The organism is Ramlibacter sp., assembly GCF_050250995.1.
Lineage (GTDB): Bacteria > Pseudomonadota > Gammaproteobacteria > Burkholderiales > Burkholderiaceae_C > Ramlibacter.
In genome coordinates this window covers 118,654-144,279 of sequence record NZ_JBFWNP010000002.1, presented here as the reverse complement: position 1 = coordinate 144,279, position 25,626 = coordinate 118,654, and the positions used below count along the sequence as shown (strand labels likewise).

Annotated in this window: 22 protein-coding genes; 18 read left to right on the top strand and 4 right to left on the bottom strand. The window is 68.8% G+C overall.

From position 1 onward, the window contains the following. Positions 1-2 precede the first annotated feature (2 nt). The 5 genes from AB7E83_RS02535 to AB7E83_RS02515 all read left to right on the top strand — a co-directional run bounded on the left by AB7E83_RS02535 (position 3) and on the right by AB7E83_RS02515 (position 5,909). Positions 3-977 carry a tripartite tricarboxylate transporter substrate binding protein gene (locus AB7E83_RS02535; protein WP_428565086.1) on the top strand — a complete coding sequence of 325 codons (975 nt, stop codon included), beginning with the start codon at positions 3-5 and terminating at the stop codon, positions 975-977. Between the two features lie 7 nt (positions 978-984). Next, positions 985-2,187, top strand: a complete 1,203-nt coding sequence (locus tag AB7E83_RS02530; RefSeq protein WP_428565084.1) for an acyl-CoA dehydrogenase family protein — start codon at positions 985-987, stop codon at positions 2,185-2,187. Further along, entirely contained in the window at positions 2,184-3,332 is a 1,149-nt protein-coding gene (locus AB7E83_RS02525) for an acyl-CoA dehydrogenase family protein (protein WP_428565082.1), read from the top strand. Before AB7E83_RS02530 ends, AB7E83_RS02525 begins: the two co-directional genes overlap by 4 nt. 18 nt (positions 3,333-3,350) lie before the next feature. Beyond that, a complete protein-coding gene (locus tag AB7E83_RS02520; protein WP_428565080.1) occupies positions 3,351-4,319 on the top strand; it encodes a flavin reductase in 969 nt (322 codons plus the stop codon). Between the two features lie 90 nt (positions 4,320-4,409). Next, positions 4,410-5,909 (top strand): Fic family protein, encoded by a 1,500-nt coding sequence (locus AB7E83_RS02515; protein ID WP_428565078.1) that lies wholly within the window; start codon positions 4,410-4,412, stop codon positions 5,907-5,909. On the opposite strand, the gene AB7E83_RS02510 is transcribed toward AB7E83_RS02515, so the two are convergent. Both AB7E83_RS02510 and AB7E83_RS02505 read right to left on the bottom strand, forming a co-directional pair. Continuing rightward, on the bottom strand, positions 5,862-6,920 hold the full coding sequence (locus AB7E83_RS02510; protein ID WP_428565076.1) for an amidohydrolase family protein: 1,059 nt from the start codon (positions 6,918-6,920) through the stop codon (positions 5,862-5,864). The genes AB7E83_RS02515 and AB7E83_RS02510 overlap by 48 nt on opposite strands. Positions 6,921-6,924: 4 nt before the next feature. Further along, entirely contained in the window at positions 6,925-7,902 is a 978-nt protein-coding gene (locus tag AB7E83_RS02505; RefSeq protein ID WP_428565074.1) for a Bug family tripartite tricarboxylate transporter substrate binding protein, read from the bottom strand. Positions 7,903-8,040: 138 nt separating this feature from the next. On the opposite strand from AB7E83_RS02505, the gene ettA reads away from it, so the two are divergent. The 4 genes from ettA to AB7E83_RS02485 all read left to right on the top strand — a co-directional run bounded on the left by ettA (position 8,041) and on the right by AB7E83_RS02485 (position 16,124). Next, positions 8,041-9,702 carry an energy-dependent translational throttle protein EttA gene (gene ettA / locus AB7E83_RS02500; protein WP_428565072.1) on the top strand — a complete coding sequence of 554 codons (1,662 nt, stop codon included), beginning with the start codon at positions 8,041-8,043 and terminating at the stop codon, positions 9,700-9,702. Beyond that, entirely contained in the window at positions 9,699-11,933 is a 2,235-nt protein-coding gene (locus tag AB7E83_RS02495; RefSeq protein WP_428565070.1) for a DUF1631 family protein, read from the top strand. Before ettA ends, AB7E83_RS02495 begins: the two co-directional genes overlap by 4 nt. 111 nt (positions 11,934-12,044) lie before the next feature. Beyond that, positions 12,045-14,987: a penicillin-binding protein 1A gene (locus AB7E83_RS02490; protein ID WP_428565068.1), complete on the top strand. Its 2,943-nt coding sequence runs from the start codon at positions 12,045-12,047 to the stop codon at positions 14,985-14,987. A gap of 270 nt (positions 14,988-15,257) precedes the next feature. Next, positions 15,258-16,124, top strand: a complete 867-nt coding sequence (locus AB7E83_RS02485; protein ID WP_428565066.1) for a hypothetical protein — start codon at positions 15,258-15,260, stop codon at positions 16,122-16,124. Between the two features lie 6 nt (positions 16,125-16,130). Here AB7E83_RS02485 and AB7E83_RS02480 read toward each other — a convergent pair whose 3' ends face one another. Continuing rightward, on the bottom strand, positions 16,131-17,129 hold the full coding sequence (locus AB7E83_RS02480; protein ID WP_428565064.1) for a P1 family peptidase: 999 nt from the start codon (positions 17,127-17,129) through the stop codon (positions 16,131-16,133). A gap of 164 nt (positions 17,130-17,293) precedes the next feature. Between AB7E83_RS02480 and AB7E83_RS02475 the strand changes: the two genes are divergently transcribed. From AB7E83_RS02475 to AB7E83_RS02435, 9 genes are all read left to right on the top strand, one after another. Continuing rightward, positions 17,294-17,575 carry a hypothetical protein gene (locus AB7E83_RS02475; protein ID WP_428565062.1) on the top strand — a complete coding sequence of 94 codons (282 nt, stop codon included), beginning with the start codon at positions 17,294-17,296 and terminating at the stop codon, positions 17,573-17,575. A 91-nt stretch (positions 17,576-17,666) separates the two neighbouring features. Further along, a complete protein-coding gene (locus AB7E83_RS02470) occupies positions 17,667-19,352 on the top strand; it encodes a long-chain fatty acid--CoA ligase (protein WP_428565060.1) in 1,686 nt (561 codons plus the stop codon). A 134-nt stretch (positions 19,353-19,486) separates the two neighbouring features. Continuing rightward, positions 19,487-20,995, top strand: coding sequence for an ATPase domain-containing protein (locus tag AB7E83_RS02465; protein ID WP_428565058.1), 1,509 nt, complete (start codon positions 19,487-19,489; stop codon positions 20,993-20,995). After that, the gene (locus AB7E83_RS02460; protein ID WP_428565056.1) at positions 20,985-22,721 is read left to right on the top strand and encodes a response regulator; all 1,737 of its coding nucleotides are present in this window, start codon (positions 20,985-20,987) and stop codon (positions 22,719-22,721) included. The genes AB7E83_RS02465 and AB7E83_RS02460 overlap by 11 nt, the downstream gene beginning before the upstream one ends. Before the next feature lie 75 nt (positions 22,722-22,796). Continuing rightward, positions 22,797-23,690 (top strand): ion transporter, encoded by an 894-nt coding sequence (locus AB7E83_RS02455; RefSeq protein WP_428565054.1) that lies wholly within the window; start codon positions 22,797-22,799, stop codon positions 23,688-23,690. A gap of 33 nt (positions 23,691-23,723) precedes the next feature. Next, on the top strand, positions 23,724-23,969 hold the full coding sequence (locus AB7E83_RS02450; RefSeq protein WP_428565052.1) for a CopG family transcriptional regulator: 246 nt from the start codon (positions 23,724-23,726) through the stop codon (positions 23,967-23,969). Positions 23,970-23,971: 2 nt separating this feature from the next. Beyond that, positions 23,972-24,415, top strand: a complete 444-nt coding sequence (locus AB7E83_RS02445) for a TA system VapC family ribonuclease toxin (RefSeq protein WP_428565050.1) — start codon at positions 23,972-23,974, stop codon at positions 24,413-24,415. A gap of 95 nt (positions 24,416-24,510) precedes the next feature. Further along, positions 24,511-24,900, top strand: coding sequence for a polyhydroxyalkanoate granule-associated phasin (locus AB7E83_RS02440; protein ID WP_428565048.1), 390 nt, complete (start codon positions 24,511-24,513; stop codon positions 24,898-24,900). An 84-nt stretch (positions 24,901-24,984) separates the two neighbouring features. Further along, entirely contained in the window at positions 24,985-25,221 is a 237-nt protein-coding gene (locus AB7E83_RS02435; protein WP_428565046.1) for a hypothetical protein, read from the top strand. Between the two features lie 2 nt (positions 25,222-25,223). Here the strand turns inward: AB7E83_RS02435 and AB7E83_RS02430 are convergent, their stop codons facing one another. Continuing rightward, the gene (locus AB7E83_RS02430) at positions 25,224-25,613 is read right to left on the bottom strand and encodes a DUF488 domain-containing protein (RefSeq protein ID WP_428565044.1); all 390 of its coding nucleotides are present in this window, start codon (positions 25,611-25,613) and stop codon (positions 25,224-25,226) included. Positions 25,614-25,626 lie beyond the last annotated feature (13 nt).

Genomic DNA, 25,626 nt, shown 5'->3' with positions numbered 1-25,626 from the left:
CCATGAAGAAAATCCACGCCTTCTTCGCCCAGCTCCTGCTCGTCGCGCTCGCGGCCTTCGCGGGGAACGCCGCCGCGCAGTACCCCGACCGCCCGATCCGGCTCGTCGTGCCGTATGCGGCCGGCGGCTCCACCGACATCGCCGCCCGCATCGTGGCCGAAGGCCTCGGCAAGATTCTCAACACGTCGGTGGTCATCCAGAACCAGCCGGGCGCGAGCGGCAACATCGGCGCGGCGGCAGTCGCGCGGTCCGCGCCGGACGGCTACACGCTGCTGTTCGTCGGCAGCGGCATCGCGTCCGCGCCGAGCATGAAGGAGGTGACCTTCGACCTGCGAAAGGACCTCGCGCCCGTGAGCCGCGTGGTGGGCAGCCAGTTCTCGATCCTGGTGAACCCGAGCCTCAACATCAACACGCTGCAGGAGTTCCTGACGTACGCGCGGGCCAACTCGAAGACGCTGAGCATGGCGTGCTCGGGCACGCTGACCGCCGCGCACTTCGCGCTGGAGCAGTTCCGGCAGGCCGCGCGGCTCGACTTCCAGACCATCCAGTTCAACGGCAACGCGCCGGCGGCGCTGGCGATGATGACGGGCCAGCCGCCCGCGGGCATCGACGCCGCCTTTTCCGCGAAGGGCGCCGTCACCGCGGGCAAGCTGCGCGCCCTGGCGGTGACCGGCTCGAAGCGTTCGCCCTCGCTGCCCGGCGTGCCGACGGTCGCGGAGGCCGGCATCCCCGGATTCGAAGCCGGCTTCTCGCTGCTGATGTTCGCGCCCGGCGCGACGCCGCGCCCCATCGTCGAGCGGCTCCACCAGGCCGTGGCGGCCACCTTGAAGGACCCGGCGATCGTGCAGAAGCTGGAGGCGCAGGGCTTCGACCTGATCGGCAACAGCCCCGCCGAGCTCGCGCGCGAGCTCGAAGTGGACATCAAGGCGAACGAAGCCTTCATCTCCGGCCTGCGCAAGTCGGGCGTGATCCAATAGGCGGGCGATGGACGACACGCAGACCGCAGACGAGAGGGCGAGGCTCGACGATTTCCGCCAGGAGGTGCGCGCTTTCCTCGGCGCGAACCTGAGTCCCGATGTCGCCGAGCGCGTGAAGGCCGGCTACTACCTCGACAAGCCCGAACTCGACCGGTGGCAGCGCGCCCTGTACGAGCGCGGCTGGGCCGGCACGAACTGGCCCGTCGAGCACGGCGGCACCGGCTGGTCGCCGATGCAGAAATACATCTTCGAGGACGAGTGCTCCCGCGCGGGCGCGCCCATCCTCATCATGATGGGGCTCAACCAGGTTGCAGCCTTGTTGATGGCCGCGGGCACCGAAGAGCAGAAGCAGCGCCACCTGCAGCGCATCCTCGACGGCAGCGACCTGTGGTGCCAGGGCCTGTCCGAGCCGAATTCGGGCTCCGACCTCGCCAGCCTGAAGTGCGCGGCCTGGCGCGAAGGCGACGAGTACGTGGTCGACGGCAGCAAGATCTGGACGACCGCGGCGCACTGGGCGAACTGGTGCTTCCTGCTCGTGCGCACGAGCAGCGACGGCGTCAAGCAGGAGGGCATCACCATCCTGCTGCTCGACATGAAGACGCCGGGCATCACGATCCGGCCGATCATCGGCCTGGACGGCATGCACTCGCTCAACCAGTTGTTCCTCGACAAGGTGCGCATCCCCGTGTCGTGCCGCGTGGGCGAGGAGGGCAAGGGCTGGCCGCTGATGAAGTATTTCCTGGGGCACGAGCGCCTTTCGGCGGCGGGCATCTGGAAATGCAAGGCGCACTATGCGCGCCTGGAGAAGATCGCGCGCGAGACGCGGCGCAACGGCCGCCCGCTGATCGAGAACGCGCGCTTTCGCGACCGCATGGCGTGGCTGGAGATCCGCATGCGCGCGCTCGAGGTGCTGCTGCTGTCCATCGTCGGCGACTCCGCGAAGGCGAAGGGCCCGGAAGGCGCGATGATCAAGCTGCGCGGCACGCAGCTGCAGCAGGAGATGCTCGCGATGATGAGCGAAGCGGCGGGCCCCTATGCGGTGCCCTTCCATCCCGAAGTGCTGCGAACCGGCTGGACCGACGAAGAACCCATCGGCCCCGAGTTCGCGACGACGGCCACGCCGTTCTACCTGTTCTGGCGCAAGTCGACGATCTCGGGCGGCTCGAGCGAGATCATGCGCAACGTCATTTCGCAGGCGCTGTTCCAATGAGCGGCCTCAACCTGCAGATCGAACCGACGCCCGAGCAGAAGATGCTGCACGAGGCGGCGGCGCGCTACATGGAGAAGGCCTACGGCTTCCAGGAGCGGCAGCGCATCGTTGCGTCGGGCGTGGAAGTGGACGAGGCGCAATGGCGCGCCTATGCGCGGATGGGCTGGCTGGGCTTGACCCTGCCGGAAGCCGATGGCGGCGGCGGGGGGAGTGCGCTCGACCTCTTCCTGCTCGCGCAGGCGTTCGGCCGCGCGCTGGCCGTCGAGCCTTTTCTTGCGACGTTGCTGGGTGCGGCGACGGTGGCGGACGCCGGGTCGGCGGGGCAGCGCGCGCGCATCCTGCCGGGCGTGGTGTCGGGCGAGACGCGCCTCGCGTTCGCCTGCGCCGAGCCGCAGGGCGGCTACGATTCGTTCGACGTGGCGACGCGCGCGGAAGCGAGCGGCGACGGCTTCGTGCTGTCGGGCGAGAAGAGTGTGGTGCTCGGTGCGGCGTCGGCGCACCACCTCGTCGTGAGCGCACGGACCGCCGGCGCGCAACATGACGAGCGCGGCATCACGCTGTTCCTCGTGGACCGCGCGGCGCCTGGCGTGAGTCTGCGTCCCTACGGCACGATCGACGGGCGCCGCGCGGCCGAAGTGAAGCTCGAAGGCGTGCGCGTTGGCCGCAACGACGTGCTCGGTGAATTGAACGACGCCGCCCGGCACATCGAACGCGCGAGCGCGCTCGGCACCATCGCCTTGCTCGGCGAAGCCGTCGGCTGCCTCGAAGGCGCGCTCGCCGCCACCATCGAATACCACAAGCAACGGCTGCAGTTCGGCAAGCCGCTTTCCAGCTACCAGGCGCTGCGCCATCGCGTCGCGGACCTGTACGTGGCGAAGGAAGAGACTCGGGCGCTGTGCCTGCTCGCCGCGCATGCGTGGTCCGCCAACGAGCCCGGTGCGGCGCAGGCCGTGGCCGGCGCGAAGGCGTGGATCGGCACGACGGGCCGTCTCGCGGCCGAAGATGCGGTGCAGATGCATGGCGCCATCGCGATCACCGACGAATACATCGTCGGGCACTACCTGAAGCGCATCGTGGCCATCGACCGCACGTTCGGCGACGCGGGCACGGCGCTCGATCGCTACGTTGCGCTGGCCGGCGCCTGAATCCGGCAGCGCCCCGACATGACGACGGTGACGACGCCAACGCATGATGCCTCCGCGCAGGCGAGCGCCGCGGACGAGCGCCGCGCGTTCCGCCGTGCGCTCGGCCACTTCGCCACCGGCGTCACCGTCATCACGGCGCAGTGCGAGGGGCAGCTCGCGGGCATGACGGCGAATTCGTTTTCGTCGGTCTCGCTCGATCCCCCGCTGGTGCTCTGGTCCATCGACAAGTCGTCGCACAGCCTGCCGCTCTTCGAGCGCGCGGAGCATTTCGCCGTGAACGTGCTCGCCGCCGACCAGATCGACCTGGCGAGCCGCTTCGCGCGCTCGGGCGCCGACAAGTTCGCCGGCATCGGCTGGCGCGCGGGCGCCGGCGGCGCGCCCTGCCTGCCGGGCGCCGCGGCGACCTTCGAGTGCCGCAAGCAGGCGCGGATCGAGGCCGGCGACCATTTCATCCTGCTGGGCCGGGTGGAGCGCTACGAATGCGCCGACCGCGACCCCCTGCTGTTCGCGCATGGCCGCTTCGGGCTCGCTGTTGACTACCCGGTCATCGCCGCCGACCCGCCCGCGCCGGTCGTGCCGGCCGTGCCGAGCACCGACCCGCCCACGATGCTGGGCCTGCTGTGGGATGCGTTCACGGTCATGTCCCACGACTTCCAGTCGGAGCGCGAGGCGCTGGGTCTCGTCTCGGTGAGCCAGGGGCGCGTGATTTCGCTGATCGAGCGCTTTCCGAATGCGAGCGCCGAGGCCATCGCGCGCAAGGCCTACATCAGCCCGCAGGGCCTGGAGGACGCGGTGCAGGCGCTGGCCGAAGCGGACTTCCTGAGGGTGGAGGCCGACGGTTCATGGCGCCTCACGGACGCGGGCCGCGCGCACGTCGCGAGGCGGCGCCAGCGCGCGGTCGCCATCGAAGCTTCGCAGTTGAAGGAGTTCAGCGCGGCCGAACTCGAGACGGCAACGCGGGTGTTGAGGGCGCTGGGGCGGAACTAGGATCGATGGTGAAGAATCTAAAGTTCTAGAAGATTTTCCGGGCAAAGTGCCGCAAAATGAAAAAAATCTTGGCTCGGTTAAAGAAATCTGGTGCCGTACCTCGGATATGAATATCTTCGGCAATCGCTCGGACTGACCGCGCTCGAGCCGGCGCGGCCGGCGCTCGTCGCCAATGTCACCCGCATCTCCATCGACGAAGCAGCAGTCAAGGTGCCGGCGCACGTCGCGCCCGTCGCCGGGGCGCCACTCGATCACGTGCTTTTCGCGTTGAAGCACGAGGGCGTCGATCTCGCCATTCTCGCGCAAGCCCTTCCTCGAATCGACGCCGGCGATATGCTGAGCGCCCTGCGTGCGACGCCGAACGGCAGCTACATACGCATTGCCTGCTGGCTTTGGGAGCACTTCACTCACCAGCAACTGCAAGCCCTCCCAGCCGTCGGCGGCCCTCTGGCATTGCTGTTCGACCCGATGCGCTACGTCACGGGTCCCGAGGTGCGCAATACACGCTGGAGAACCGTGTTCAACGGGCTTGGCTCGCTGGACTACTGTGCGACGGTCGAGAGGACGGCAGGCGTCGAGGCCGGGCTGGCGAGCAATGTTCTTGGGCGAGCCCGTGAATTCCTGGCGGGTTTGGGGCCGGAACTCGCGGACCGTGCGCTGACCTGGGCCTATCTGAGCGAGACCGAGGGCTCTTATGCGATCGAGCGGGAGGCGCCGACGGAAGACAAGGCCGAAGCATTTGCCGCTCTCCTTCAGCAGGCCCATGAACGCAGGCCGCTGACCGAAGAATATCTGGTGGAACTCCAGAACGCGGCCATCACCAATCCGTTGGAGCGGGCCGTGCAGTTCCGCACCGAGCAGAACCGTCTGAGGGGTCCGCTGAGAGGTGCCCGCGGCATCACCTATCTGCCGCCGCCGCCGGAGTCGGTCCCCGCGCTGATGCGGGAGTTGATGCAGTTCGCGAATGCCGCTCCCGCCCGGATCGATCCGATCGTTGCCGGCGCGATCAGTTCGTTCGGTTTCGTATTCATCCATCCCTTCATGGACGGCAACGGCAGGCTCTCGCGCTTTCTCATTCACCATGCCTTGTGCATGTCGGGCGAGCTGACTCACGGCATGCTTCTGCCCGTGTCGGTGGCGATGAAGCGCAACGAGCAGCAATACCTCGACGCCTTGAAATCGTTCTCGGCAAAGGCGAGGGACCGCTGGAGCGTGACATGGATCGACGAAGGCCAGTACGACATCCGGTTCAAGGCGGACGACTCGATCTATCGCTACTGGGACGCGACACGCGTCGTGGAGTTCGGCTTTGCGATGGCCGAGCAGGCGCTCGATGTCGACCTGCGCCACGAGACCGATTTCCTGATGCGCTATGACCGACTCTATCGGGCTGCCGACGAGCGATTCGATGTCCGCGGAGATGTGCTCGCGGACCTGGTGCGTTTTTGCCTTTTTCAAGACGGCCGCGTCTCGGCGAGACGGCGCAAGCAATACAAGGGGCGCGTGCCGGAAGCTCTTTTCGATTTTCTGGAGAAAGTCGCCTCAGCGGGCGAAGAGACCGTAGAAACGCTGCGCCGTTCCCGCAAATAGCGCAGCCTTCTCCTCGGTGCTCGCCCCGGCCGCCATCCGCTTGAACGCGTTCCAGAGAACGCCGTAGCTGCAGGTCGCGCGGTCCGGCGGGAAGTTGCTCTCGAACATGCAGCGGCTCGCGCCGAAAGCCTCGATGCAGGTCTCGACGTAGGGCTTCCAGGCTTCGGCAAGCTCCACCGACGTCGGTGGCCGCTCGCGCTCGTTGAATCCGAATCCGCCGACGATCATGCCGAGCCCGCCCAGCTTGATCGACACGTTCGGGCAGGACGCGAGTTCGACGATGGCGTTCTTCCACGGACCGAAGAGTTCGCGACGTCTCCCGGCATAGCGCCCGATGCCCACCGGCGTGCCGGCGTGATCGAGAACGATGGGTGTCTCGGGAAAGGCACGCGCAAGGTCGGTGAGTTCCGGGATCTGCGTCTGGTACAGCCACGCATCGAAGCGCAGGCCGAGGGGCGCGAGCAGGGCGAAACCTTCGCGAAACGTCCGGTCCGCGAGCAGCCCCGGTGGACGCTCCGCATTCGGCGGCGCGAGGCGCGGATCGTCGTCCCATGCGGAAATCTGGCGCACCCCCTTGAAGCGCGCACCGCCCGCCTGCACGAGAGCCTCCAGCACCGGCCGCGCACGGGCGCCCAGGTGCAGGGCGCCGAAGCCGACGATGCCCGCGCAGGCGCGCGTGGTCCCGTAGGCGCCGCTCGCGGCCATGGCCGCAACGCCGTTGACGAACTCGACTTCGCCGACCGAGCGCAGTTCGGCGGGTCCGTCCTGCCGGTACATCGAGCGGCAGTCCACATGCACGGTGGCGACCACGTTGTGCCCCGAGGCCGCGATGTCGCGCCGCATGTCCTCGTACATGTACTTCGGCCGCGGCGCGTCCCAGAGGTGATGGTGCGCGTCGACGATGGGCAGGTCCGGCTCGAGCGCCGGCTCCGTGTGCAGCGCCAGCCAGTCGTCGCGATACGGCGCGTACGAGCCGCTCGTGACGACGGCGGCGGGCGCGGCGCCGCTCACGCCGTCACTCGGCAACCTTGATGCCCGCCCCGTTGATCACCTTCTCGTAGCGCGCCGAGTCGGCCCGCATGATGGCGGCGAACTGATCGGGCGTCGAAACGAAGGGCTCCGCGCCCTGCGCCGCGAGCTTTTCCTTCATGTCGGGCGCGGCGAGGATCTTCGCGATCTCGGCGGACACCCGGTTGACGATGGGCCGGGGCGTCGCGGCCGGCGCGAGGAGCGCGTACCAGAACCGCATGTCGAAGCCCTGGATGCCCGCCTCGCCGAACGTGGGCACCTGCGGCACGGCCGCATTGCGGGCGCTGCCGGAAATCGCGATCCCCTTGAGCTTGCCGCCGTTGATGTGCTGGATCACCGCCAGCGGCGAGGTCCAGCCGATGTCGACGTGGCCGCCCAGCAGGTCGGTCACCGCGGGGCCGGAGCCCTTGTAAGGGATGTGCGTGAGCTTGATGCCGGCCAGCGAGCTGAAAAGTTCGGCCGCGATGTGCGTGGGGCCGCCCGCGCTGGACGTGGCGTACGTCAGCTGCTTCGTCTTGCCGTAGGCGATCAGTTCGGCCACGGTGGAGGCGGGCACCTTCGGGCTCGCGACCAGGATCAGCTCGCTGCCCGCGATGGTGGCGACCGGCGCGAAGTCCCTGAACGTGTCGTACGGCAGGTTCTTGATCAGCAGCCCGTTGAGGACGTGGGTGGTTGAGATCAGGAGGTAGGTGTAGCCGTCCGGCGGCGACTTCACCATCGCCTCGGAGCCGATCATCGTGTTGGCGCCGGGCCGCGGCTCCACGAGCACGGGCTGCCCCAGCGCCTCGGCCAGCTTCACGCCGACGATGCGCGCGATGGCGTCCACGCTGCTGCCGGTGGCATAGGGCGTGATGATGCGCAGCGGCTTGTTGGGAAAGCCCTGCTGGGCCCATGCGCCGCCGGCCCCCGGCACGAGCGCGCCCGCGGCCAGCACCGACGAAAAAGTGAAATCGCGTCTTCTCATTCCGTCTCCTCGGATGAACGTGCCTGCAGCTTCCCGGCGCGTCATGGTAACCGCGGCCGGCGCATCGTGTCGATTTTTACATGGATCGATGTTTGTTCTGCGGGTAACCCCCGACGCCCCCATGGCGATAATCCCCCCATGGCCCAATACGTCTACACCATGAACCGCGTCGGCAAGATCGTGCCGCCGAAGCGTCAGATCCTCAAGGACATCTCCCTTTCCTTCTTCCCCGGCGCCAAGATCGGCGTGCTCGGCCTCAACGGCTCGGGCAAGTCCACGCTGCTGAAGATCATGGCCGGCATCGACACCGACATCGAGGGCGAAGCCACCCCGATGCCGGGCCTCAAGATCGGATACCTGCCGCAGGAGCCGCAGCTCGAGCCCGACGAGACCGTGCGCGAGGCCGTCGAAGGCGGCATGGCCGAGGTGAGCAACGCCAAGAAGCGGCTCGAGGAGGTCTATGCCGAATACGCCGAGGAGGATGCCGACTTCGACAAGCTGTCCGAGGAGCAGCAAAGGCTGGAAGCCATCATTTCCGCGGCCGGCGGCGGCGACGAGCACCAGCTCGAGATCGCGGCGGACGCCCTGCGCCTGCCGCCCTGGGACGCGACGATCAAGAACCTCTCGGGCGGCGAGAAGCGCCGGGTGGCGCTGTGCCGCCTGCTGCTGTCCAAGCCCGACATGCTGCTGCTGGACGAACCCACCAACCACCTGGACGCCGAATCGGTGGAATGGCTCGAGCAGTTCCTCGCGCGCTTTCCCGGCACGGTCGTCGGCATCACCCACGACCGCTACTTCCTCGACAACGCGGCCGAGTGGATCCTGGAGCTGGACCGCGGCCGCGGCATCCCCTGGAAGGGCAACTACTCGACGTGGCTGGAGCAGAAGGAAGCCCGCCTGGTCGCCGAGCAGAAGGGCGAGGAGGCCCATGCCAAGGCGATGAAGAAGGAACTGGAGTGGGCGCGCCAGAACCCGAAGGCGCGGCAGGCCAAGAGCAAGGCCCGCCTCGCGCGCTTCGAGGAACTGTCCGACTACGAATACCAGAAGCGCAACGAGACGAACGAGATCTTCATTCCCGTCGGCGACCGGCTGGGCAACGAGGTCTTCGAGTTCATCAACGTGAGCAAGTCCTTCGGCGACCGCATGCTCATCGACAACCTGAGCTTCAAGGTGCCCGCCGGCGCGATCGTCGGCATCATCGGCCCCAACGGCGCGGGCAAGTCGACGCTGTTCAAGCTGATCGCGGGCAAGGAAAAGCCCGATTCGGGCGAGGTGAAGATCGGCTCCACCGTGCGCATGGCCTTCGTCGACCAGACGCGCGACGACCTGGGCAACGACAAGACTGTGTGGGAGGACATCTCCGGCGGCCTGGACATCATCAACGTCGGCAAGTTCCAGATGCCCAGCCGCGCGTACGCCGGCCGCTTCAACTTCAACGGCGGCGACCAGCAGAAGAAGGTCGGCATGCTGTCGGGCGGCGAGCGCGGGCGCCTGCACCTGGCCAAGACACTCATGCAGGGCGGCAACGTCCTGCTGCTCGACGAGCCGTCGAACGACCTCGACGTCGAGACGCTGCGCGCGCTGGAGGACGCACTTCTCGAGTTCGCGGGCAGCGTCATGGTCATCAGCCACGACCGCTGGTTCCTCGACCGCATCGCCACGCACATCCTGGCCGCGGAAGACGAGGCCAAGTGGGTCTTCTTCGACGGCAACTACCAGGAGTACGAAGCCGACAAGAGGAAGCGCCTGGGCGAAGAGGGCGCGCGTCCGCACCGCGTGCGCTACAAGGCTCTCAAGTGACCCAGGGCGCGGCCCCGGGGGGATCACCGGCGTCCTCGGCGGCGGACTCCCAGCTGCTGTACCGCGCCTTCATGAAGGAGGCGTCGGCGCAGGGGCGCCCGCTGATGCAGCGCGTGGTGGCTCGCGCCCTGATGGAGATGCCGCAACACGCGGCCCGCGCCCCCGATGCGTTCGAGCGCACCGCCCTCGCCGAGGCGGCGCGCCTGCTCGCCGAGCACCAGGCGATGGTCGTCGATGCCTACCCGCATGCCCTGCTCGTCGAATTCGCGCACGCCGTCGCCGGCGATGCCCGCGACGCGGGCGGCGTCACCTTCGACTCGCTCGAGCTCATGGGCGACGACCAGATGCACGAGAGCGTCGAGATCATGCGCACGCAGCAGGCCGTCGGCTCGGCGGTCGAGGCGGAGCTGGCGGAGCTCAACGCGCTCGTGTGCGCCCTGCAGGGGCTGAAGACGGTGCAGCCCGCGCGCAATCCGCTGCGCCCCGAGATGTACGTGCGCGCCCTGCGCACCGTGACGCAGAAAAGCCCCGTCAACCCGCGCATGCGCCGCCGCTGGCTCACGGAGCTGGGCACCGCGTTCGGCCCCGAGCTGGCGCGCTGCTATTCGGACCTCTGCGCGGCCCTGCGTGCTCAGGGGGTGCGGGAGGCGGAATACGGCATCGTCCGGCCGCCGCCGTCGCCCCATGCATCGGCGGCGATCGCCGCCGCGACCGCCGCCGACGACGCCGCGGCCTCCGAGGCGCAGCGCAAGGCGCTGCTGAACGTGAACGAGCTTCGCCAGCTCCTGGCGGGGCGTGGCGGGGCCGGGGCGGACGCGCCGAAAGGCGCCCCCCCCGGCGCGCCAGCCGCGCCGCAGCGCACCGATTACGCACCCACCATGCCCGCCGCTTTCGAGTTGCTGCAGGAGATGCGTCAGGTCGACAAGCTCAAGCAGGTCCTGCGCGACAACCCTTCGCCGGCCGTCGAAGGCCTGAGCCCGAGCCAGCAGCTGGCGCGCGAGGTGGTGCGGCTCATGGTCCGCAACATCGCGGCGGACGAGCGCATTCTCCCGCCGGTGAGCGAACTGGTGCGTGCCCTCGAGCCCGCGCTGCTTTCGCTGGCCATGGCCGACCCCCGGTTCTTCAGCGACGCCAAGCACCCGGCGCGCGAGCTCCTGGGCGAGATGACGCAGCGCAGCCTCGCCTGGTCGAGCGTGCAGTCGCCGGGCTTCGCCGGCTTCCTGGAGCCGCTGGGTCAGGCGGTGGAGGTCCTGCGCGAAACCCACGCAAGCGGCGCCGAGCCCTTCGCCTTCGCGCTGGCCACCCTGCGGGAGGCGTGGGGCGAGGCGGAGCAACGCGAGCGGCGCCGCCGCGAGAAGGCCGTGCGGGCGCTGCTCAATGCCGAACAGCGCAACATGGTCGCGGCCAAGGTGGCCGAAGAACTCAAGCAGCGCCATGCGGACGACGAGGCGCCGACCTGGGTGTGGAAGTTCGTCATGGGACCCTGGACGCAGGTCATCGCGCAGGCCCGGCTTTCGGCGGGGGCGACCATGGAGGTCGACAGCCTGGAGACGCTGGCGGCCGACCTGCTGTGGAGCGTGCAGCCGCGGCGTGGCGGCGCGAGTCCCGAGAGCCTGTCGCGCATGGCGCGCGACCTTCCGCGCTCGCTCCGGCTGGGTCTCGCCCGCATCGACTTTCCCGAGCCGCAGGCGCGGCGATTCTTCGAGTCGCTGGCGGTGCATCACGCCCGTCTGCTGCGGCCGCATGCGGCGCAGAAGGACTCCGGGCCGGGCAACGAGCTCACGCAGGTGCGGGACGAGCCCGCCGCGACGCAGTTCGAGATGCCGTCGTCCACCTGGCTCGCGCCGCAGGAGGCGCAGTATTCGGGCTACGTCACGCAACCGATCGACGTGCAGCCGATCTTCGGCGAGACGCGGCCCAACACCTCGGTACCGGCGTTGCTGACCGAGGAGGTGCACGAACTGCCGGAGGTGCGGCTCACGGTCGGCGCCTGGGTCGACCTGTACGCGGCCGGCGCCTGGGGGCGCTGGCGGCTCACCTGGGCCAGCCCGCACGGCACGCTGTTCCTGTTCACCCATCCGAACGGCAAGACGCAGTCGATGGCGCGCCCGCTCGTGCAGAACCTCGTGGCGACCGGTGCGCTGCGGCTGGTGTCCTCGCAGTCGCTCGTGAGCCACGCGCTCGACGCCATCGCGACGCAGGCACTGCGCAACAGCGCGCAGAAGCCCTGATGCCGGGCGCGGCGCGGCTGCGCCGCCCGTGCCCCATCAGCGATTTCCACCGCCGCGCTTGCGCGGCCGTCCTACAAATCGTCACACGCGGCACCGCGACCATTGCCGTCCATGACGATCCACACCTCGCTCGAGAAGTTCCGTAACGCCACGGCCCGGACGGGTAGGCGAGCCTGGAGCGCCGTGCGCGCCCATCCCTGGCTGTCGCTCGGGCTGTTGCCGGCCGCGGTCGTCGTGTACGTGCTGGTCCTCATCCCTTTCACCCCGAGCATCGGCGACATCCGCAAGGCCAAGCAGGAGTACCCCACGGTCGTCATGTCGGCGGACGGCAAGGAGCTCGCGATGTACAAGCGCGCGAACCGGGACTGGGTGAAGATGACGGAGATCTCGCCGCTCGTGGTCGACGCCCTCATCGCCACCGAGGACCGCCGTTTCTTCGAGCACCACGGCCTGGACTTCGTGCGCACGAGCCGCGCGCTGGTCAACACGCTCGCGGGCGACCGGCAGGGCGGCTCCACGATCTCGCAGCAGCTCGCGCGCAACCTCTATCCCGACGAGGTGGGCCGCGCGCCGACGATCACGCGCAAGGTGAAGGAGGCCATCACGGCCTTCAAGCTCGAGGCGATCTACACGAAGGAGGAAATCCTCGAGACGTACCTGAACACGGTGCCCTTCCTGTACAACGCCTTCGGCATCGAGATGGCCGCGCGCACCTACTTCGACAAGCCGGCGGCCAAGCTCGACGTGACCGAGGCGGCCACGCTCGTGGGCATGCTCAAGGGCACGAGCTACTACAACCCCGTGCTCGCGCCGGAGCGCTCCATCGAGCGGCGAAACACCGTGCTCGCGCAGATGGTGAAGTACGGCAAGCTCGATTCGGCGCAGTACGAGCAGGTCAAGGGCCGGCCGCTGGGCGTGGATTTCGAGCGGCAGCCGGAGGTGACCGGACCGGCGCCGCACATGGCGCGCCAGTTGCGCCAGTGGCTCGTCGACTGGGCCGACCGCAAGGGCTACAACATCTACGCCGACGGCCTGGTGGTGCGCACGACCATCGATTCGCGCGTGCAGGCCTATGCCAACGAGGCGGTGAAGAAGCACATGGACAAGCTGCAGGGCAATGCCGATGCGCGCCGCAACGCGCTGCGCGGCAACAAGGCGCTCGTCGATGCGTTCGTGCGCGACACGGCGCAGTTCCGCGAACTGCGCGCCGCCGGGCGCTCCGAAGCGGAGGCGCTCAAGCAACTGCAGGGCGATGCGAAGTTCATGCAGGACATGTGGGAAGACAAGACGCAGCTGCAGGCCGGCTTCATGGCCATGGAGCCGGGCAGCGGCTACGTGCGCGCCTGGGTCGGCAGCCGCGACTTCAACAAGGACCAGTTCGACCACGTGCAGCAGGCGCGCCGCCAGCCGGGCTCGACCTTCAAGCCCTTCGTGTACGGCGCGGCCTTCGAGGCGGGCATGAACCCGATGGAGCAGCTGATGGACGGGCCGGTGGAAATCCGCATCGACGAGCGCACGACCTGGCGGCCCACCGACGTCGACGGCTTCACCAACCAGCCGATGACGCTGCGCGAGGGCCTCGCGAAGTCGAAGAATACGATCACGGCGCAGCTCATGCAGCGCGTGGGACCGCAGCGCGTGGCGCAGCTCGCGCAGGCGATGGGCGTGCGCCAGAGCAAGCTCGACGTCGTGCCCGCGCTCGCGCTCGGCACGAGTCCGGTCACCCTGAAGGAGATGGTCGCGGCCTACGGCACCATCGCCAACAACGGCAGCTACGTGGAGCCCGCGCTCGTCACCCGCGTGGAGGACCGCGAGGGCAACGTGCTCGAGGAGTTCGGCCCGGCGGCGCCGCAGAACGCGCTGTCGCAGGACGCGGCGCAGACGCTGCTCGACGTGATGCGCGCGGTGATCGACGAAGGCACCGCGGTGCGCATCCGCGCGACCTACAACCTCAAGGCCGACGTGGCGGGCAAGACGGGCACGACGCAGAACGACACCGACGGCTGGTTCGTGATGATGCATCCGCAGCTGGTGGGCGGCGCGTGGGTCGGCTTCAACGATGCGCGCGTCACGATGCAGCACGAATGGGGGCAGGGCTCGCGCAGCGCGCTGCCCATCGTGGGAGAGGTGTTCCAGAAGTCGCTGGCCACGAAGGTCATCGACGGCAACTCGCAGTTCGCCGCGCCGCGCAACAAGGGCATGCAGGACCCGTCGCTGCTGGGCCGCGTGAACGACTGGCTGGGCGGGATCTTCGCGAGCGGCAGCACGGCGCCTGCCGTACAGAACCCCGAGGTCGTGATCGCGCCGCAGGTGCCGCTGCCCCAGATGCCGTCCGCGTCCTTGTCCGAGCCCGCGCCGCGCGCGCCGGACGCGAGCGTCGCGATGCCGCAGACGTATGGCACGGAGCTGGGGTCGGGTTCGGGTTCGAGTTCGGTTTCGGGCACGCAGAGCGCCGGGTCCGCCTCGGGGGGTGGCTTGAGCATCCTGTCGCTGGGCCTGCCCACCGGCCGCTCCAACGCTCTGCCTCCCGCCGCGGGCGCACCCCCCATCGCGCCGGCCCCGGCCATCGCCACGATTCCGGCGCCTGCCACCGGTCTTCCCTCGACTTCCTACGAAGCGCGTTCGCGCGAAAGCTCGCAGGCGCGAGTGGTGACGCTGCCCAGCGGAGCAGGCATGTCACAGACGCCGATGGGCGCGGGCGGCGGCGCCGTCGGCGGCGGCTCGATCAATGCGGGCCGCGGTAGCTACGAGACGGGCACGAGCCTGAGGGGCAGCGCCACGTCGAGCAGCACGTCGAGCAACATGGCGACCGGTGGAACGGTCGGTGGCAGCGGCACGCGCACGATCACGATTCGCTCGAATCCCCCGGCGGTTGCAACCACCGACTCCACGTCCACGATGGGCTCGCCGCCAACGCGAATCGCCATCGAGCCGTCGCGTCCCACCCCGGCCTCGGGGCAGGCGACGGATTCCTCCCTGCCGAGCTTCCCCGGTGCCTCTTCGGGCGTGTCGCAAAGCACCGGATCCGCCACCGCTGTGCCGGTTTCAGATTAATTTCCGGTTAACGGCCGCGCTTCGCTGCTACGTGAATATTCACGCAGCAGCGTAACGTCGCTTCAAGCGGACGCAGCGGGCCGAAACTTTTACATATCGCAGGACTGCGCCTACACGCCTGTAGGACGCGCGCCGTTGCTCGCTTTTCTACGGATGGGCACAACGCGAAGCACAGCCGTTGTTTCGAGACGCAAGATTTGCTCAGAACTTTTGCGGCGTCCCGGGTGTCATTGAGGTTCTTTCCGAACTTCTTGTAGGACAGGGACCACGATGAGCTTCAACGGGCAACGCAAGACTTCTCGCAACACCAAGATGGTTGGCGGCTTGATGCTGGCCATCGTCGCCGCCGCCGCCGTGACGGGTTCGAGGGCGCCCGTGTCGATCACTTCGCCCGCCGTCGCGCTCGAGAACCGCGTGCAGTCCGGCCAGGTCGCGGGCATCGATGCGCAGGCAGGCTCCGCCGCGAAGGAAGCCGTGATCGCATTCGCCGAGCCGGAGCGTCCCGTGCTGAGCCTCAACCCGGATCCGTACTACGCGAAGCTGCGCGACAAGATGCGCTGGGTCGACATCCGCATGGGCGACAACATGCTGAAGACCCCCGACCATCCGTCGCGAATCCTCCTCGTGCAGGCGGCCGCGCGCAGGGCGGACCTGAAGGAGGTCGGGCTCAGCTATCGCGACGTCTACGGAATCATCTATTCCGAGACCTCGTGGATTCCGCGCATGGGCGCCAGCAAGGACGGCACGCCCAACCTCGGCATCGCGCAGTTCGAGCCGGCGACCGCGAAGGCGCTCGGCCTGCACAACCCCGAGGATCCGGTGGAAGCCGTCCACGTGGCTGCGCTGCACCTGAAGGAAGCCGCCGAGTGGAGCGCCAAGCGCATCGCCAAACTCAAGCTGAGCGAGGAGGCTCGCGCCACCAAGCTGCGCGAAGGCATCTCGATCTACTACAACCTCTCGACCAAGGGCCGCGCGGTGTGGAACGGCCTCAACACCGCGAAGCTGCCCATCGAGACGCGCCGCCACATCGCCAACGCGCGCCGCGGCGCCGCCGAGGCCGCCGACCTGTCGGCGCAGCTCGCCGCCGTGCGCGCCCGCGCGAACGCGCCGAGCCTGATGACCGTCGGCCTGAACTGAGGGCGCTCAGGCGAACTCGCGCGCCGCGGGCAGCACCAGCCCGTGCGCTTCCAGGCGCTCGGCGGCGCGTACGCCGGACACGATGGCCAGCGCCACCGCTTCCGCCGCCATCGTCGCGAGCGTGAGCATGTCCACGCGCTGGCCCGACGCGCCGGTGCCCAGCGCGAACAGCGTGTCCCCGTCGAAGGTCGTGTGCGCCGGATTGATGGCGCGCGCGAAGCCGTCGTGGCCCACGGTCGCGAGGCGGGAGGCCTCCGCCTTCGTGAGCACCGCGTCGGTCGCGATCACGCCGATGGTGGTGTTCGTGCCCGCCACGAGCCGCTTGTGCGCATCGCCGCGCAACAGGGCGCGGCGCGTGTCGCGCAGAGTGCTTCCATCGTCGCTGCGCGAGCCCGCGACGATGCGCGCGGTCTCGGGGTCGATCACATCGCCCAGCGCGTTGCAAGCCACCAGCGCGCCCACGGTGACGCCGTGGGCACGAACCGAGGCCGAGCCGATGCCGCCCTTCATCGCGCGGTCGAGTCCGAAGATCTTGCCGACGATGGCGCCGGCGCCCGCGCCCACGCTGCCCTCGGCCGGGCGCTCGCGCGACGCCGCCGCGCAGGCCGCATAGCCGGCGGCCGCGTCCGGAAACACGTCCGCGCCCCCGAGGTACAGGTCGAAGAGCACGGCGGAAGGGACGATGGGCACGCGGGCGGGTCCGACGTCGAGTCCGATGCCGTTCTCGCCCAGCCATTGCATCGCGCCGGTCGATGCGGCGAGTCCCCAGGCGCTGCCGCCGGCGAGCATCACCGCATGCACCCGCTCGACGAAATTGACGGGCGAGAGCAGGTCGGTCTCGCGCGTGCCGGGCGCGGCGCCGCGCACGTCGACGCCGCCGACGGCGCCGTCGCGCGCGATCACGACGGTGCAGCCGGTGGGCCGGCGGGCATCGCTGAAATGGCCGACCTCGATGCCGGCGACGTCGACGATGGATCCGGTGGCGGGGAGACTGCTGTCGGGCATCGAAGGATTATGGGCGCAGGGCGGCGCGCCGCCCGGCCGACCCGAGGATTCGTCCTACAACGGCTGGGCGGCATTCTCCGACAGCCCGTTATCGCTGGGCTTCCTACATTAAGGGGGTTTTCTCCCACCCAACCTGCACACTCATTCCCAAAGAGGACGGCCCCATGAACAGCGACACCGCAACTCCCTTCCCCACCAGCGCCGAGACGTCCGGCAGCGGCCTCAATGGCGGCGGCAACGAGAACACCGTGCATCGCATGGCGCAGCGCGTCCACGAGGCCGTGGACATGCTGGAAGAGAAGCTCGGCCAGGGCAGCGACAAGGTCATGGGCATGCACCAGGAGTACGGCGACATGGCGCGCGAACAGGTGCGCGCCAACCCGCTGGCCGCGGTCGGCATCGCGTTCGCCGCCGGCTACGTCTTCTCGCGGCTCTTCAGCCGCTGATCGCTCCCGGCGGCCGGGCGCGTCGCGCTCGCGACGCGCTCGGGACTTCCCCGACTGCCCCGCGGCCCCGCGTCGCGCTAGCCTCTGCGGGATGTCGATCCCCAAGTTCTGGCCGAAGCGCATGCCGCGTTCGCTGAGGCCGCTCGCCACCTCGCTCTGGGACAACCTCGAGACCAGCGCGCGCCGCTACCCGGACAAGCCCGCGCTCGTGTTCTTCGACCGCGTGTTCACCTATGGCGAGCTGCGCCGCCAGGCCGAACGCCTCGCGGCGCGCCTGCACGCGCTGGGCGTGGCCAAGGGCGACCGCGTGCTGCTCGACATGCAGAACTGCCCGCAACTCGTGATTGCGCACTTCGCGATCCTGCGGGCCAATGCCGTCGTGGTCCCCGTGAACCCGATGAACCGTGCGGAGGAGCTGAAGCACTACATCGCCGACCCCGATGCGCGCGTCGCGATCACGACCTCCGACCTCGCCCCCGAACTCGCGAAGGCCGATGCGGAACTGCCCGAGGGCGAACGCCTCGCGCACCTCGTCGTGACGCACTTCACCGATGCGTTCGACCCCGCTTCGCCCCAGACCCTGCTGCCCGATGCCTGGCGGGACTGGCTCCTGCCGCGCCACGCGCTGCCCGCGCTCGCGGACGGCGCGGTCCATGCGTGGGACGACGCGCTCGGCCACGACCTGCCGCTGCCGCCGCTGGACGTCGGCCCCGCCGATCTCGCCGTGCTGCCGTACACGAGCGGCACCACGGGCCTGCCCAAGGGCTGCATGCATCCGCACCGCAGCATCGTCCACAACGCCGTGGCGAGCGCCACCTGGGCCCATGCCACGGCCGAGAGCGTCACGCTGCTCGTGGTGCCGATGTTCCACATCACCGGCATGGTGAGCGTGATGCACGCGAGCATCTACATCGGCTCGACGCTGATCGTCATGCCGCGCTGGGACCGCGAGCTCGCGGGCACGCTCCTTTCGCGCTGGCGCGTGACGAACTGGACGAACATCCCGACGATGGTGATCGACCTGCTGGCGAGCCCCGGCTTCGACAGGTTCGACCTCACCGCGCTTCAGTACATCGGCGGCGGCGGCGCGGCGATGCCGCAGGCGGTGGCGCAGCGCCTGTTCGAGCTCTACGGCCTGCGCTACGTCGAGGGCTACGGCCTCACCGAGACGGCCGCGCCCTCGCACAGCAACCCGCCCGACGCGCCCAAGCAGCAGTGCCTGGGGGTGCCCTTCATCAGCTGCGATGCGCGCGTGGTCGATCCCGAGACGCTCGCGGACGTGCCGCCCGGCGAGCAGGGCGAGATCGTGATGAGCGGGCCGATGGTGTTCGACGGCTATTGGAAGCGCCCGGAAGCGACCGAGGCGGCGTTCTTCATGCGCGACGGCAAGCGCTACTTCCGCTCCGGCGACCTCGGCCGCGTCGACGAGGACGGCTATTTCTTCCTCACCGACCGGCTCAAGCGCATGATCAACGCCTCCGGCTTCAAGGTGTGGCCGGCGGAGGTCGAGGCGCTGATGTTCAGGCACCCGGCGATCCAGGAAGCATGCGTGATCGCCGCGCGGGACGCCTACCGGGGAGAGACCGTCAAGGCCATCGTGGTGCTGCGCCCGTCGCACCGGGGACAGGTGGGCGAAGCCGACATCCTGGCCTGGTGCCGCGAGCACATGGCCGTGTACAAGGCGCCGCGAATCGTCGAATTCGCCGACGCACTGCCCAAGAGCGGCAGCGGCAAGGTGATGTGGCGCACCCTGCAGGAGCGGGAGGCGGCGACCTGAGTCTTACCGGCCCCTGGGATGGCGAAAGACAGGACCTGTGGGATACGGCCTACAACGCGCAGCCGAGCCACAGCGTAGGATGCTTTCACGAGCCTGCGCGTCCCGTGCATGCAGGTGCGCAACTTGTGCATTCAATGAAAACAAGAAAATCCGAATTCACGCCGCCGCCGCAAGTGCGCGCGTCCACGGGCGTCGCGGGGCTCGACGACGTGCTCGGCGGCGGCCTGCCGGTGAATCACCTGTACCTGATCGAGGGCAACCCCGGCGCGGGCAAGACGACGCTCGGCCTGCAGTTCCTGCTGGAGGGCGCGCGCCACGACGAGCGCGGCCTCTACGTGACGCTGTCGGAGACGGCCACGGAGCTGCGCACCGTCGCCGCTTCGCATGGCTGGAGCCTCGATGCCATCGAACTGTTCGAGCTGATCAGCAACGACGGGCTCAGCGCCGAACTGGAGCAGTCGATCCTCCATCCCTCGGAAGTCGAGCTCGGCGAAACGGTGCGCGGCATCATCGAGGTCGTGCAGCGCCTGCAGCCCCGGCGCGTCGTCTTCGACAGCCTGTCGGAGATGCGCCTGCTGGCGCAGAACCCGCTGCGCTACCGCCGCCAGGTGCTGGCGCTGAAGAATTTCTTCGCCGAGCGCAACTGCACGGTGCTGCTGCTGGACGACCGGTCGAACCGCGAAGCCGAACAGCAGCTGCACAGCATCGCGCACGGCGTCATCTACCTGGAACAGTCGGTCGACCAGTACGGCCCGGAGCGGCGGCGCCTGCGCGTGTTGAAGATGCGCGGCATCCCGTTCCGCGGCGGCGAGCACGATTACGTGCTCGCGACGGGTGGGGTTCGCGTCTTCCCGCGCCTGATCGCCGCGGAGCACCGCGTCTCCACCGAGTTCTCCATGGCCACGACCGAGATTCCCGCGCTCGACCAGCTGCTGGGCGGCGGTCTCGCGCGCGGCAGCAACACGCTCTTCATGGGCCCTTCGGGCGCGGGCAAGACGACCACGGCCATCGCCTGCATCCGCGCGGCGCTGATGCGCGGCGAGCGCGCGGCCTACTACCTGTTCGACGAAGGCGTCGCGACCCTGCTCACGCGTGCGCGTGCGCTGGGCCTCGATATCGAACCCTTCGTCGAGTCCGGCCAGCTGCAGCTGATTCCGCTCGACCCCGCCGAAATGTCGCCGGGCGAATTCGCGTACATGGTGCGGCACGCCGTCGAGGAGTTCGAAGCACACGCCATCGTGCTCGACAGCCTCAATGCCTACCTCCAGGCCATGCCGGGCAGCAAGCATCTCATGCTCCAGATGCACGAGCTGCTGACCTACCTCAACCACCGCAACATCGTCACCATCCTCATCCTCGGGCAGCACGGGCTGCTGGGCGAGGTTCGCTCGGATGTCGACATGAGCTACCTGTCGGACGGCGTGCTCCTGTTCCGCTTCTTCGAGGGCCGGGGCAAGCTGCTGAAGGCCGTGTCGATGGTGAAGAGCCGCACCAATCCGCATGAGTCGACCATTCGCGAGTTCCAGCTCGGCGCGCAAGGCCTCGAGCTCGGCGAGGAGCTCATCGACTTCGAGGGGGTGCTGACCGGCGCCACCGTCTACCGCGGCCGGATGGCTTTGCTGGGCGACGACCATGCCGCGTAACCAGACCGAATTGCGCCTGTTGATCCACGCACCGCGCGGCCGCGATGCGAGCGTGGTGGAGACGGTGCTGCGCGAGCAGGAACTGCTGCCGCACATCTGCGCGTCCCCCACCGAACTGCTCGACTGCCTGGACGCCGGCTCGGCCGGCGCGATCCTGACCGAGGAGGCGCTGCCCGAGCTGCTGCACAACGAGCGCCTGGTCGACTGGCTGCAGCAACAGCCGCCCTGGTCCGACTTTCCCTTCATCGTGCTCGCCACGCAGCGCCTGGGCCGTCGCGGCCCGAAGGACTTCGAGACGCTGCACAGCCTGGGCAACCTGATCCTGCTCGAGCGGCCGCTGAATGCCGAGACGCTCGCGAGCGCCGCCGAATCCGCGGTGCGTGCGCGGCGACGCCAGTACGCGGCGCGCGAACATCTCGAGGAGCTGGGCCGCACGCGCGGGGAGCTGGAGCGGCTGAACGCCGGACTCGAAAGCCGCATCCTCACGCGCACGAAGGAGCTCGCGAGCGCGAACGACCGGCTGATGAAGGAGATCGCGGAGCGCGAGCGCGCGCAGGCCGCGCTCACGCAGGTGCAGAAGATGGAGGCCATCGGCCGGCTCACGGGCGGCATCGCGCACGACTTCAACAACCTCCTGCACGTGGTCAACATGAACCTCGAGCTGGTGTCGATGTACGCCAAGGAGGAGAAGGTCAAGCCGGTCGTGGACCGCGCCAAGAGCGCGGCCAAGCGCGGCTCGCGCCTGACCAACCAGCTGCTCTCGTTCGCGCGCAGCCAGTCGCTCATGCCCAAGCTCACGCACGTGAACAAGCTGCTCATGGGCATGAAGGACCTGCTCGAGATCTCCGTGGGCTCCGGCGTCGAGGTCGAGTTCGACCTGTGCGAGCAGCCGGCCGCCGTGGTGCTCGACCCGAGCCAGCTGGAGATGGCCGTGCTCAACCTCGCCGTGAACTCGCGCGACGCGATGCCCGAGGGCGGCAAGCTGAAGATCAGCACCGGCACGACCACGCGCGAGGCGGTGGGGGACCTGAAGGAGGGCGATTACGTCTTCATCACCGTGAGCGACGGCGGCACGGGCATCCCCGCGAACGTGCTGGCCAAGGTGTTCGACCCCTTCTTCACGACGAAGCCGCTCGGCAAGGGCACGGGGCTCGGCCTGAGCCAGGTGTACGGTTTCGCGCGGCAGTCGGGCGGCATGGCGTTCGTGCGCAGCGAGGAGGGCAAGGGCACGACGGTCGAAATGCTGTTCCCGGAAGCCGACGACGAGCCGACCACGCCGGGCATCGAGGTGAAGGCGCCGGCCGTGCCCGAGCGCAGCCGCAATTGCCACATCCTCGTGGTGGAAGACGACGCCGACGTACGCCGCGTGATCGTGGAGTGCCTGAGCCTCATCGGCTACCGCGTGACGGAAGCCGCGAACGGAACCGAAGGCCTGGCTGCGCTCGAAGCGGTCAAGCCCGACCTGCTGGTCGTCGACTACGCGATGCCCGACATGACGGGCGCCGAAGTGATTTCGAAGGCGCGCGAGATACTGGGTGAAATCCCCGTCATCCTCGCGACCGGCTATGCCGACATGGCCGCCGTGGAACGGCTGGCCGGCAAGCCCGTCATCCTTCGCAAGCCCTTCGACATCGCCGCGCTCGGCGATGCGGTGAACCAGGTGCTCGAAGCCGCGAAGAACCGCGAACTGGAGCCGGAGCGGGAGCAGCAGGCGGCGCCGCTCTGAGCGCGGGGCCGCGAGGCGGCGGCGGTTATGCTGCGCACCGGGCCGCGGTGGCGCGGCGAGGAGGTGCGAATTCCGATGGTGCCCGGCATCGAGCATGAACTGGGCCGCCCGCCGGGCGGCTGGCGGCTTCGCCTCTTCAAGGTCGTCGTCGAGTCGGACACGCCGGCCGGCCGCCTCTTCGACAAGATCGTCATCGTCGCCATCCTGCTGAGCGTGGCGGTGGTGATCGCCGACAGCGTGCAGCACTGGAGCCTGCGCTTTCGCATCGCGTTCGACACGGTCGAGTGGTTCTTCACGCTGCTGTTCACGGCGGAGTACATCGCGCGGCTGGTGTGCGTCGAGCGCCCGTGGCGCTATGCGCGCAGCTTCTTCGGCGTGGTCGACCTGCTCTCGGTGCTACCCACCTGGCTTGCGCTGTTCGTCCCGGAACTGCATGCGCTGATCGACGTGCGCATCCTGCGCCTGTTGCGCATCTTCCGCATCTTCAAGCTCACGAACTACGTGAGCGAATACCAGGTGATGTGGGAGGCGCTGGTGGCGAGCCGGCGCAAGATCCTCGTGTTCCTTGCCGCCGTGCTCATGGTCGCCCTGGTGCTGGGCACGCTGCTCTACGTGGTGGAGGGACCCCAGCACGGCTTCAGCGACATTCCCACGGCGGTGTACTGGTCGATCACCACGATCACCACCGTCGGCTTCGGCGACATCACGCCCAAGACCGACCTCGGTCGCTTCATTGCCTCCGTGATGATGCTCATCGGCTGGGGCACGCTGGCCGTGCCGACGGGGATCGTGACGGCGGAGATGACGGTGCGGCGGCACGCGCTGCGGCCGGGGCCGATCGCGCGATCGTGTCCGTCGTGCGGCGCGAGCGGGTACGGGCCGGAGGCGCGGTTCTGCCAGCTGTGCGGCGCGGGGCTGGGGGCGCAGGAGGCCGTATCGCGCCCTTCCCACGACCGACCGCCGTCGTGATGCTATGATGCTTCGACATCACGGCGGCACATCATGCGCACCACGATCGACATCGACGAAGACGTTCTCCTCGCGGCGAAGGAGCACGCGGCGCGCGAGCGCAAGTCGCTCGGCGCCGTGATCTCCGGCCTCGCGCGCGAGGCGCTGCGGCGTCCGCCCGCGTCCCCCGCGGGGCGCAGCAAGGCGCGGCGCGGCGGACGTTTCGCGGTCCTGCCGCAGCGCGACGAGGTCATCACCGTCGAGCACGTGCGCGGCCTGCAGGACGCGGAAGGCGTCTGAGCATGGCCGCCGGCCCGCGCGTCCTGCTCGACGTGAACGTGCTGATCGCCTTGCTCGACGACGCGCACGTGTTTTCCCGGCGCGCGAACGAGTGGCTCGATGCCGCGCCGCGCCGCATCGCGACCTGCCCGATCGTCGAGAACGGCGTCATCCGCATCATGAGCGCGCCTTCGTATTCGGCCACGCACCGGGCCACGCCGGAACAGGTGGCCGAGGGCCTGCGGTCGCTCGCCGGAGCGATGGACCACGAGTTCTGGCCCGACGAGGTCTCGATGCTCGACGACACCCTCGTCGATTTCAGCCGCCTGCACGGCCATCGGCAAGTCACCGATGCGTATCTGCTGGCGCTGGCCACGCGTCGCGGCGGCGCCATCGCCTCGTTCGATGCCGCCTTGCCGGTGACGGCCGTGCGCGGGGCGACGCGCAAGCAGGTGCTGGCGCTCTAGCCTTGCGGCGTGCGCGTGTTGCAAACTCCGTAGGAGCCCGCCGCGACTTCACCGAACGCGCTCACGGCAGCGGCCCGCCGCGCCAGAATGAACGCATGTCCCGAAGCACCCGCAGCGCCGCCCCCCTTGCCTTGAAACTCGCCGAAGTCGGCTTCGCCACACCGCAGGTCATGGCCATGCGCCTGTCGCGCATGGCGCTGGCGGGCGCGAGCCCGTCTCCGCGCGACCAGGCCGAGAACCGCCGCATGGTCGACGAGAAGGTCGCGGCTTTTTCGCAGTCGTGGCTCGCGATCTGGATGAACCTGTGGATGATGCCGATGCGCCTCGCGCCCGCCTTCGTGCAGTCGCTCGGCGGCGGACGGGGTTCGCAGAACGTCCTGCAGCAGTCCATCGAGCGCGCGTCCACGGCGATGTTCGCTGCCGGCCTCGCCCCCGTTCACCGCACGGTGACGGCCAACGCGCGGCGTCTCTCGCGCGGCCGGTGAGCTTGGGGCAGGCGGGAAAACCCGCATTCGCCCGCCTCTCATCTGCGCTAACTTGATGCTTTCCACTCTGCTCTGGAGGCATCGATGCGCAAGACTCTCGTCCTCGTTTCCGCACTCACGCTGGCGGGCGCCGCCTGGGCGCACAACTGCCCGAACGAAATGAAGGCCATCGACGCGAAGATCGCGTCGGCCAAGCCGGCCAAGGACGTTCTCGACAAGGTATCGAAGCTGCGCAGCGAAGGCGAGGCGCTGCACAAGGCCGGCAAGCACACCGAATCGATGAAGGCGCTCGGCGACGCGAAGAAACTGCTGGGGATGTAACCTCAGGCGGCGAGGGCCGCACCGCGTGCGGCCAGCAGCTCGCGAAGCACCGCGCGGTGGCAGTGCGACTCGTCCTCGCAGTAGCAGCCCACCGCGAAATTCGTCTGGTGCGACAGGGCGGCCAGCACGTCGAGCAAGCGAGATGCGTCGGGCCGGTTCATTTCCGCGCGAAACTTCCGCGTGAAAATCTTCCATTGCTTCGCGTCGTCGGCTGCGAGTCCCTCGGCCACGAGTTCCGCGCTCGGAGACAGATTGGGCAGCCACACGTCGTAGAAATCGCGTTTCGCGAAATCGGCCTTGGGCACGCCGCGCGGGGGCCTGCGCACGGTGCCCATTCGCAGGCCCTCGTCTGCCGCACGGGGCGTGCCGAGTTGTACGATGCGAATCGACATGAGGCCACTATAG

What these genes read in the sequence shown, in the direction of transcription:
- AB7E83_RS02535 (WP_428565086.1), top strand. Translation starts at nt 3, where the DNA reads ATGAAGAAAATCCACGCCTTCTTCGCCCAGCTCCTGCTCGTCGCGCTC.
- AB7E83_RS02530 (WP_428565084.1), top strand. Translation starts at nt 985, where the DNA reads ATGGACGACACGCAGACCGCAGACGAGAGGGCGAGGCTCGACGATTTC.
- AB7E83_RS02525 (WP_428565082.1), top strand. Translation starts at nt 2,184, where the DNA reads ATGAGCGGCCTCAACCTGCAGATCGAACCGACGCCCGAGCAGAAGATG.
- AB7E83_RS02520 (WP_428565080.1), top strand. Translation starts at nt 3,351, where the DNA reads ATGACGACGGTGACGACGCCAACGCATGATGCCTCCGCGCAGGCGAGC.
- AB7E83_RS02505 (WP_428565074.1), bottom strand. Translation starts at nt 7,902, where the DNA reads ATGAGAAGACGCGATTTCACTTTTTCGTCGGTGCTGGCCGCGGGCGCG.
- ettA (WP_428565072.1), top strand. Translation starts at nt 8,041, where the DNA reads ATGGCCCAATACGTCTACACCATGAACCGCGTCGGCAAGATCGTGCCG.
- AB7E83_RS02490 (WP_428565068.1), top strand. Translation starts at nt 12,045, where the DNA reads ATGACGATCCACACCTCGCTCGAGAAGTTCCGTAACGCCACGGCCCGG.
- AB7E83_RS02485 (WP_428565066.1), top strand. Translation starts at nt 15,258, where the DNA reads ATGAGCTTCAACGGGCAACGCAAGACTTCTCGCAACACCAAGATGGTT.
- AB7E83_RS02480 (WP_428565064.1), bottom strand. Translation starts at nt 17,129, where the DNA reads ATGCCCGACAGCAGTCTCCCCGCCACCGGATCCATCGTCGACGTCGCC.
- AB7E83_RS02475 (WP_428565062.1), top strand. Translation starts at nt 17,294, where the DNA reads ATGAACAGCGACACCGCAACTCCCTTCCCCACCAGCGCCGAGACGTCC.
- AB7E83_RS02470 (WP_428565060.1), top strand. Translation starts at nt 17,667, where the DNA reads ATGTCGATCCCCAAGTTCTGGCCGAAGCGCATGCCGCGTTCGCTGAGG.
- AB7E83_RS02465 (WP_428565058.1), top strand. Translation starts at nt 19,487, where the DNA reads ATGAAAACAAGAAAATCCGAATTCACGCCGCCGCCGCAAGTGCGCGCG.
- AB7E83_RS02460 (WP_428565056.1), top strand. Translation starts at nt 20,985, where the DNA reads ATGCCGCGTAACCAGACCGAATTGCGCCTGTTGATCCACGCACCGCGC.
- AB7E83_RS02455 (WP_428565054.1), top strand. Translation starts at nt 22,797, where the DNA reads ATGGTGCCCGGCATCGAGCATGAACTGGGCCGCCCGCCGGGCGGCTGG.
- AB7E83_RS02450 (WP_428565052.1), top strand. Translation starts at nt 23,724, where the DNA reads ATGCGCACCACGATCGACATCGACGAAGACGTTCTCCTCGCGGCGAAG.
- AB7E83_RS02445 (WP_428565050.1), top strand. Translation starts at nt 23,972, where the DNA reads ATGGCCGCCGGCCCGCGCGTCCTGCTCGACGTGAACGTGCTGATCGCC.
- AB7E83_RS02440 (WP_428565048.1), top strand. Translation starts at nt 24,511, where the DNA reads ATGTCCCGAAGCACCCGCAGCGCCGCCCCCCTTGCCTTGAAACTCGCC.
- AB7E83_RS02435 (WP_428565046.1), top strand. Translation starts at nt 24,985, where the DNA reads ATGCGCAAGACTCTCGTCCTCGTTTCCGCACTCACGCTGGCGGGCGCC.
- AB7E83_RS02430 (WP_428565044.1), bottom strand. Translation starts at nt 25,613, where the DNA reads ATGTCGATTCGCATCGTACAACTCGGCACGCCCCGTGCGGCAGACGAG.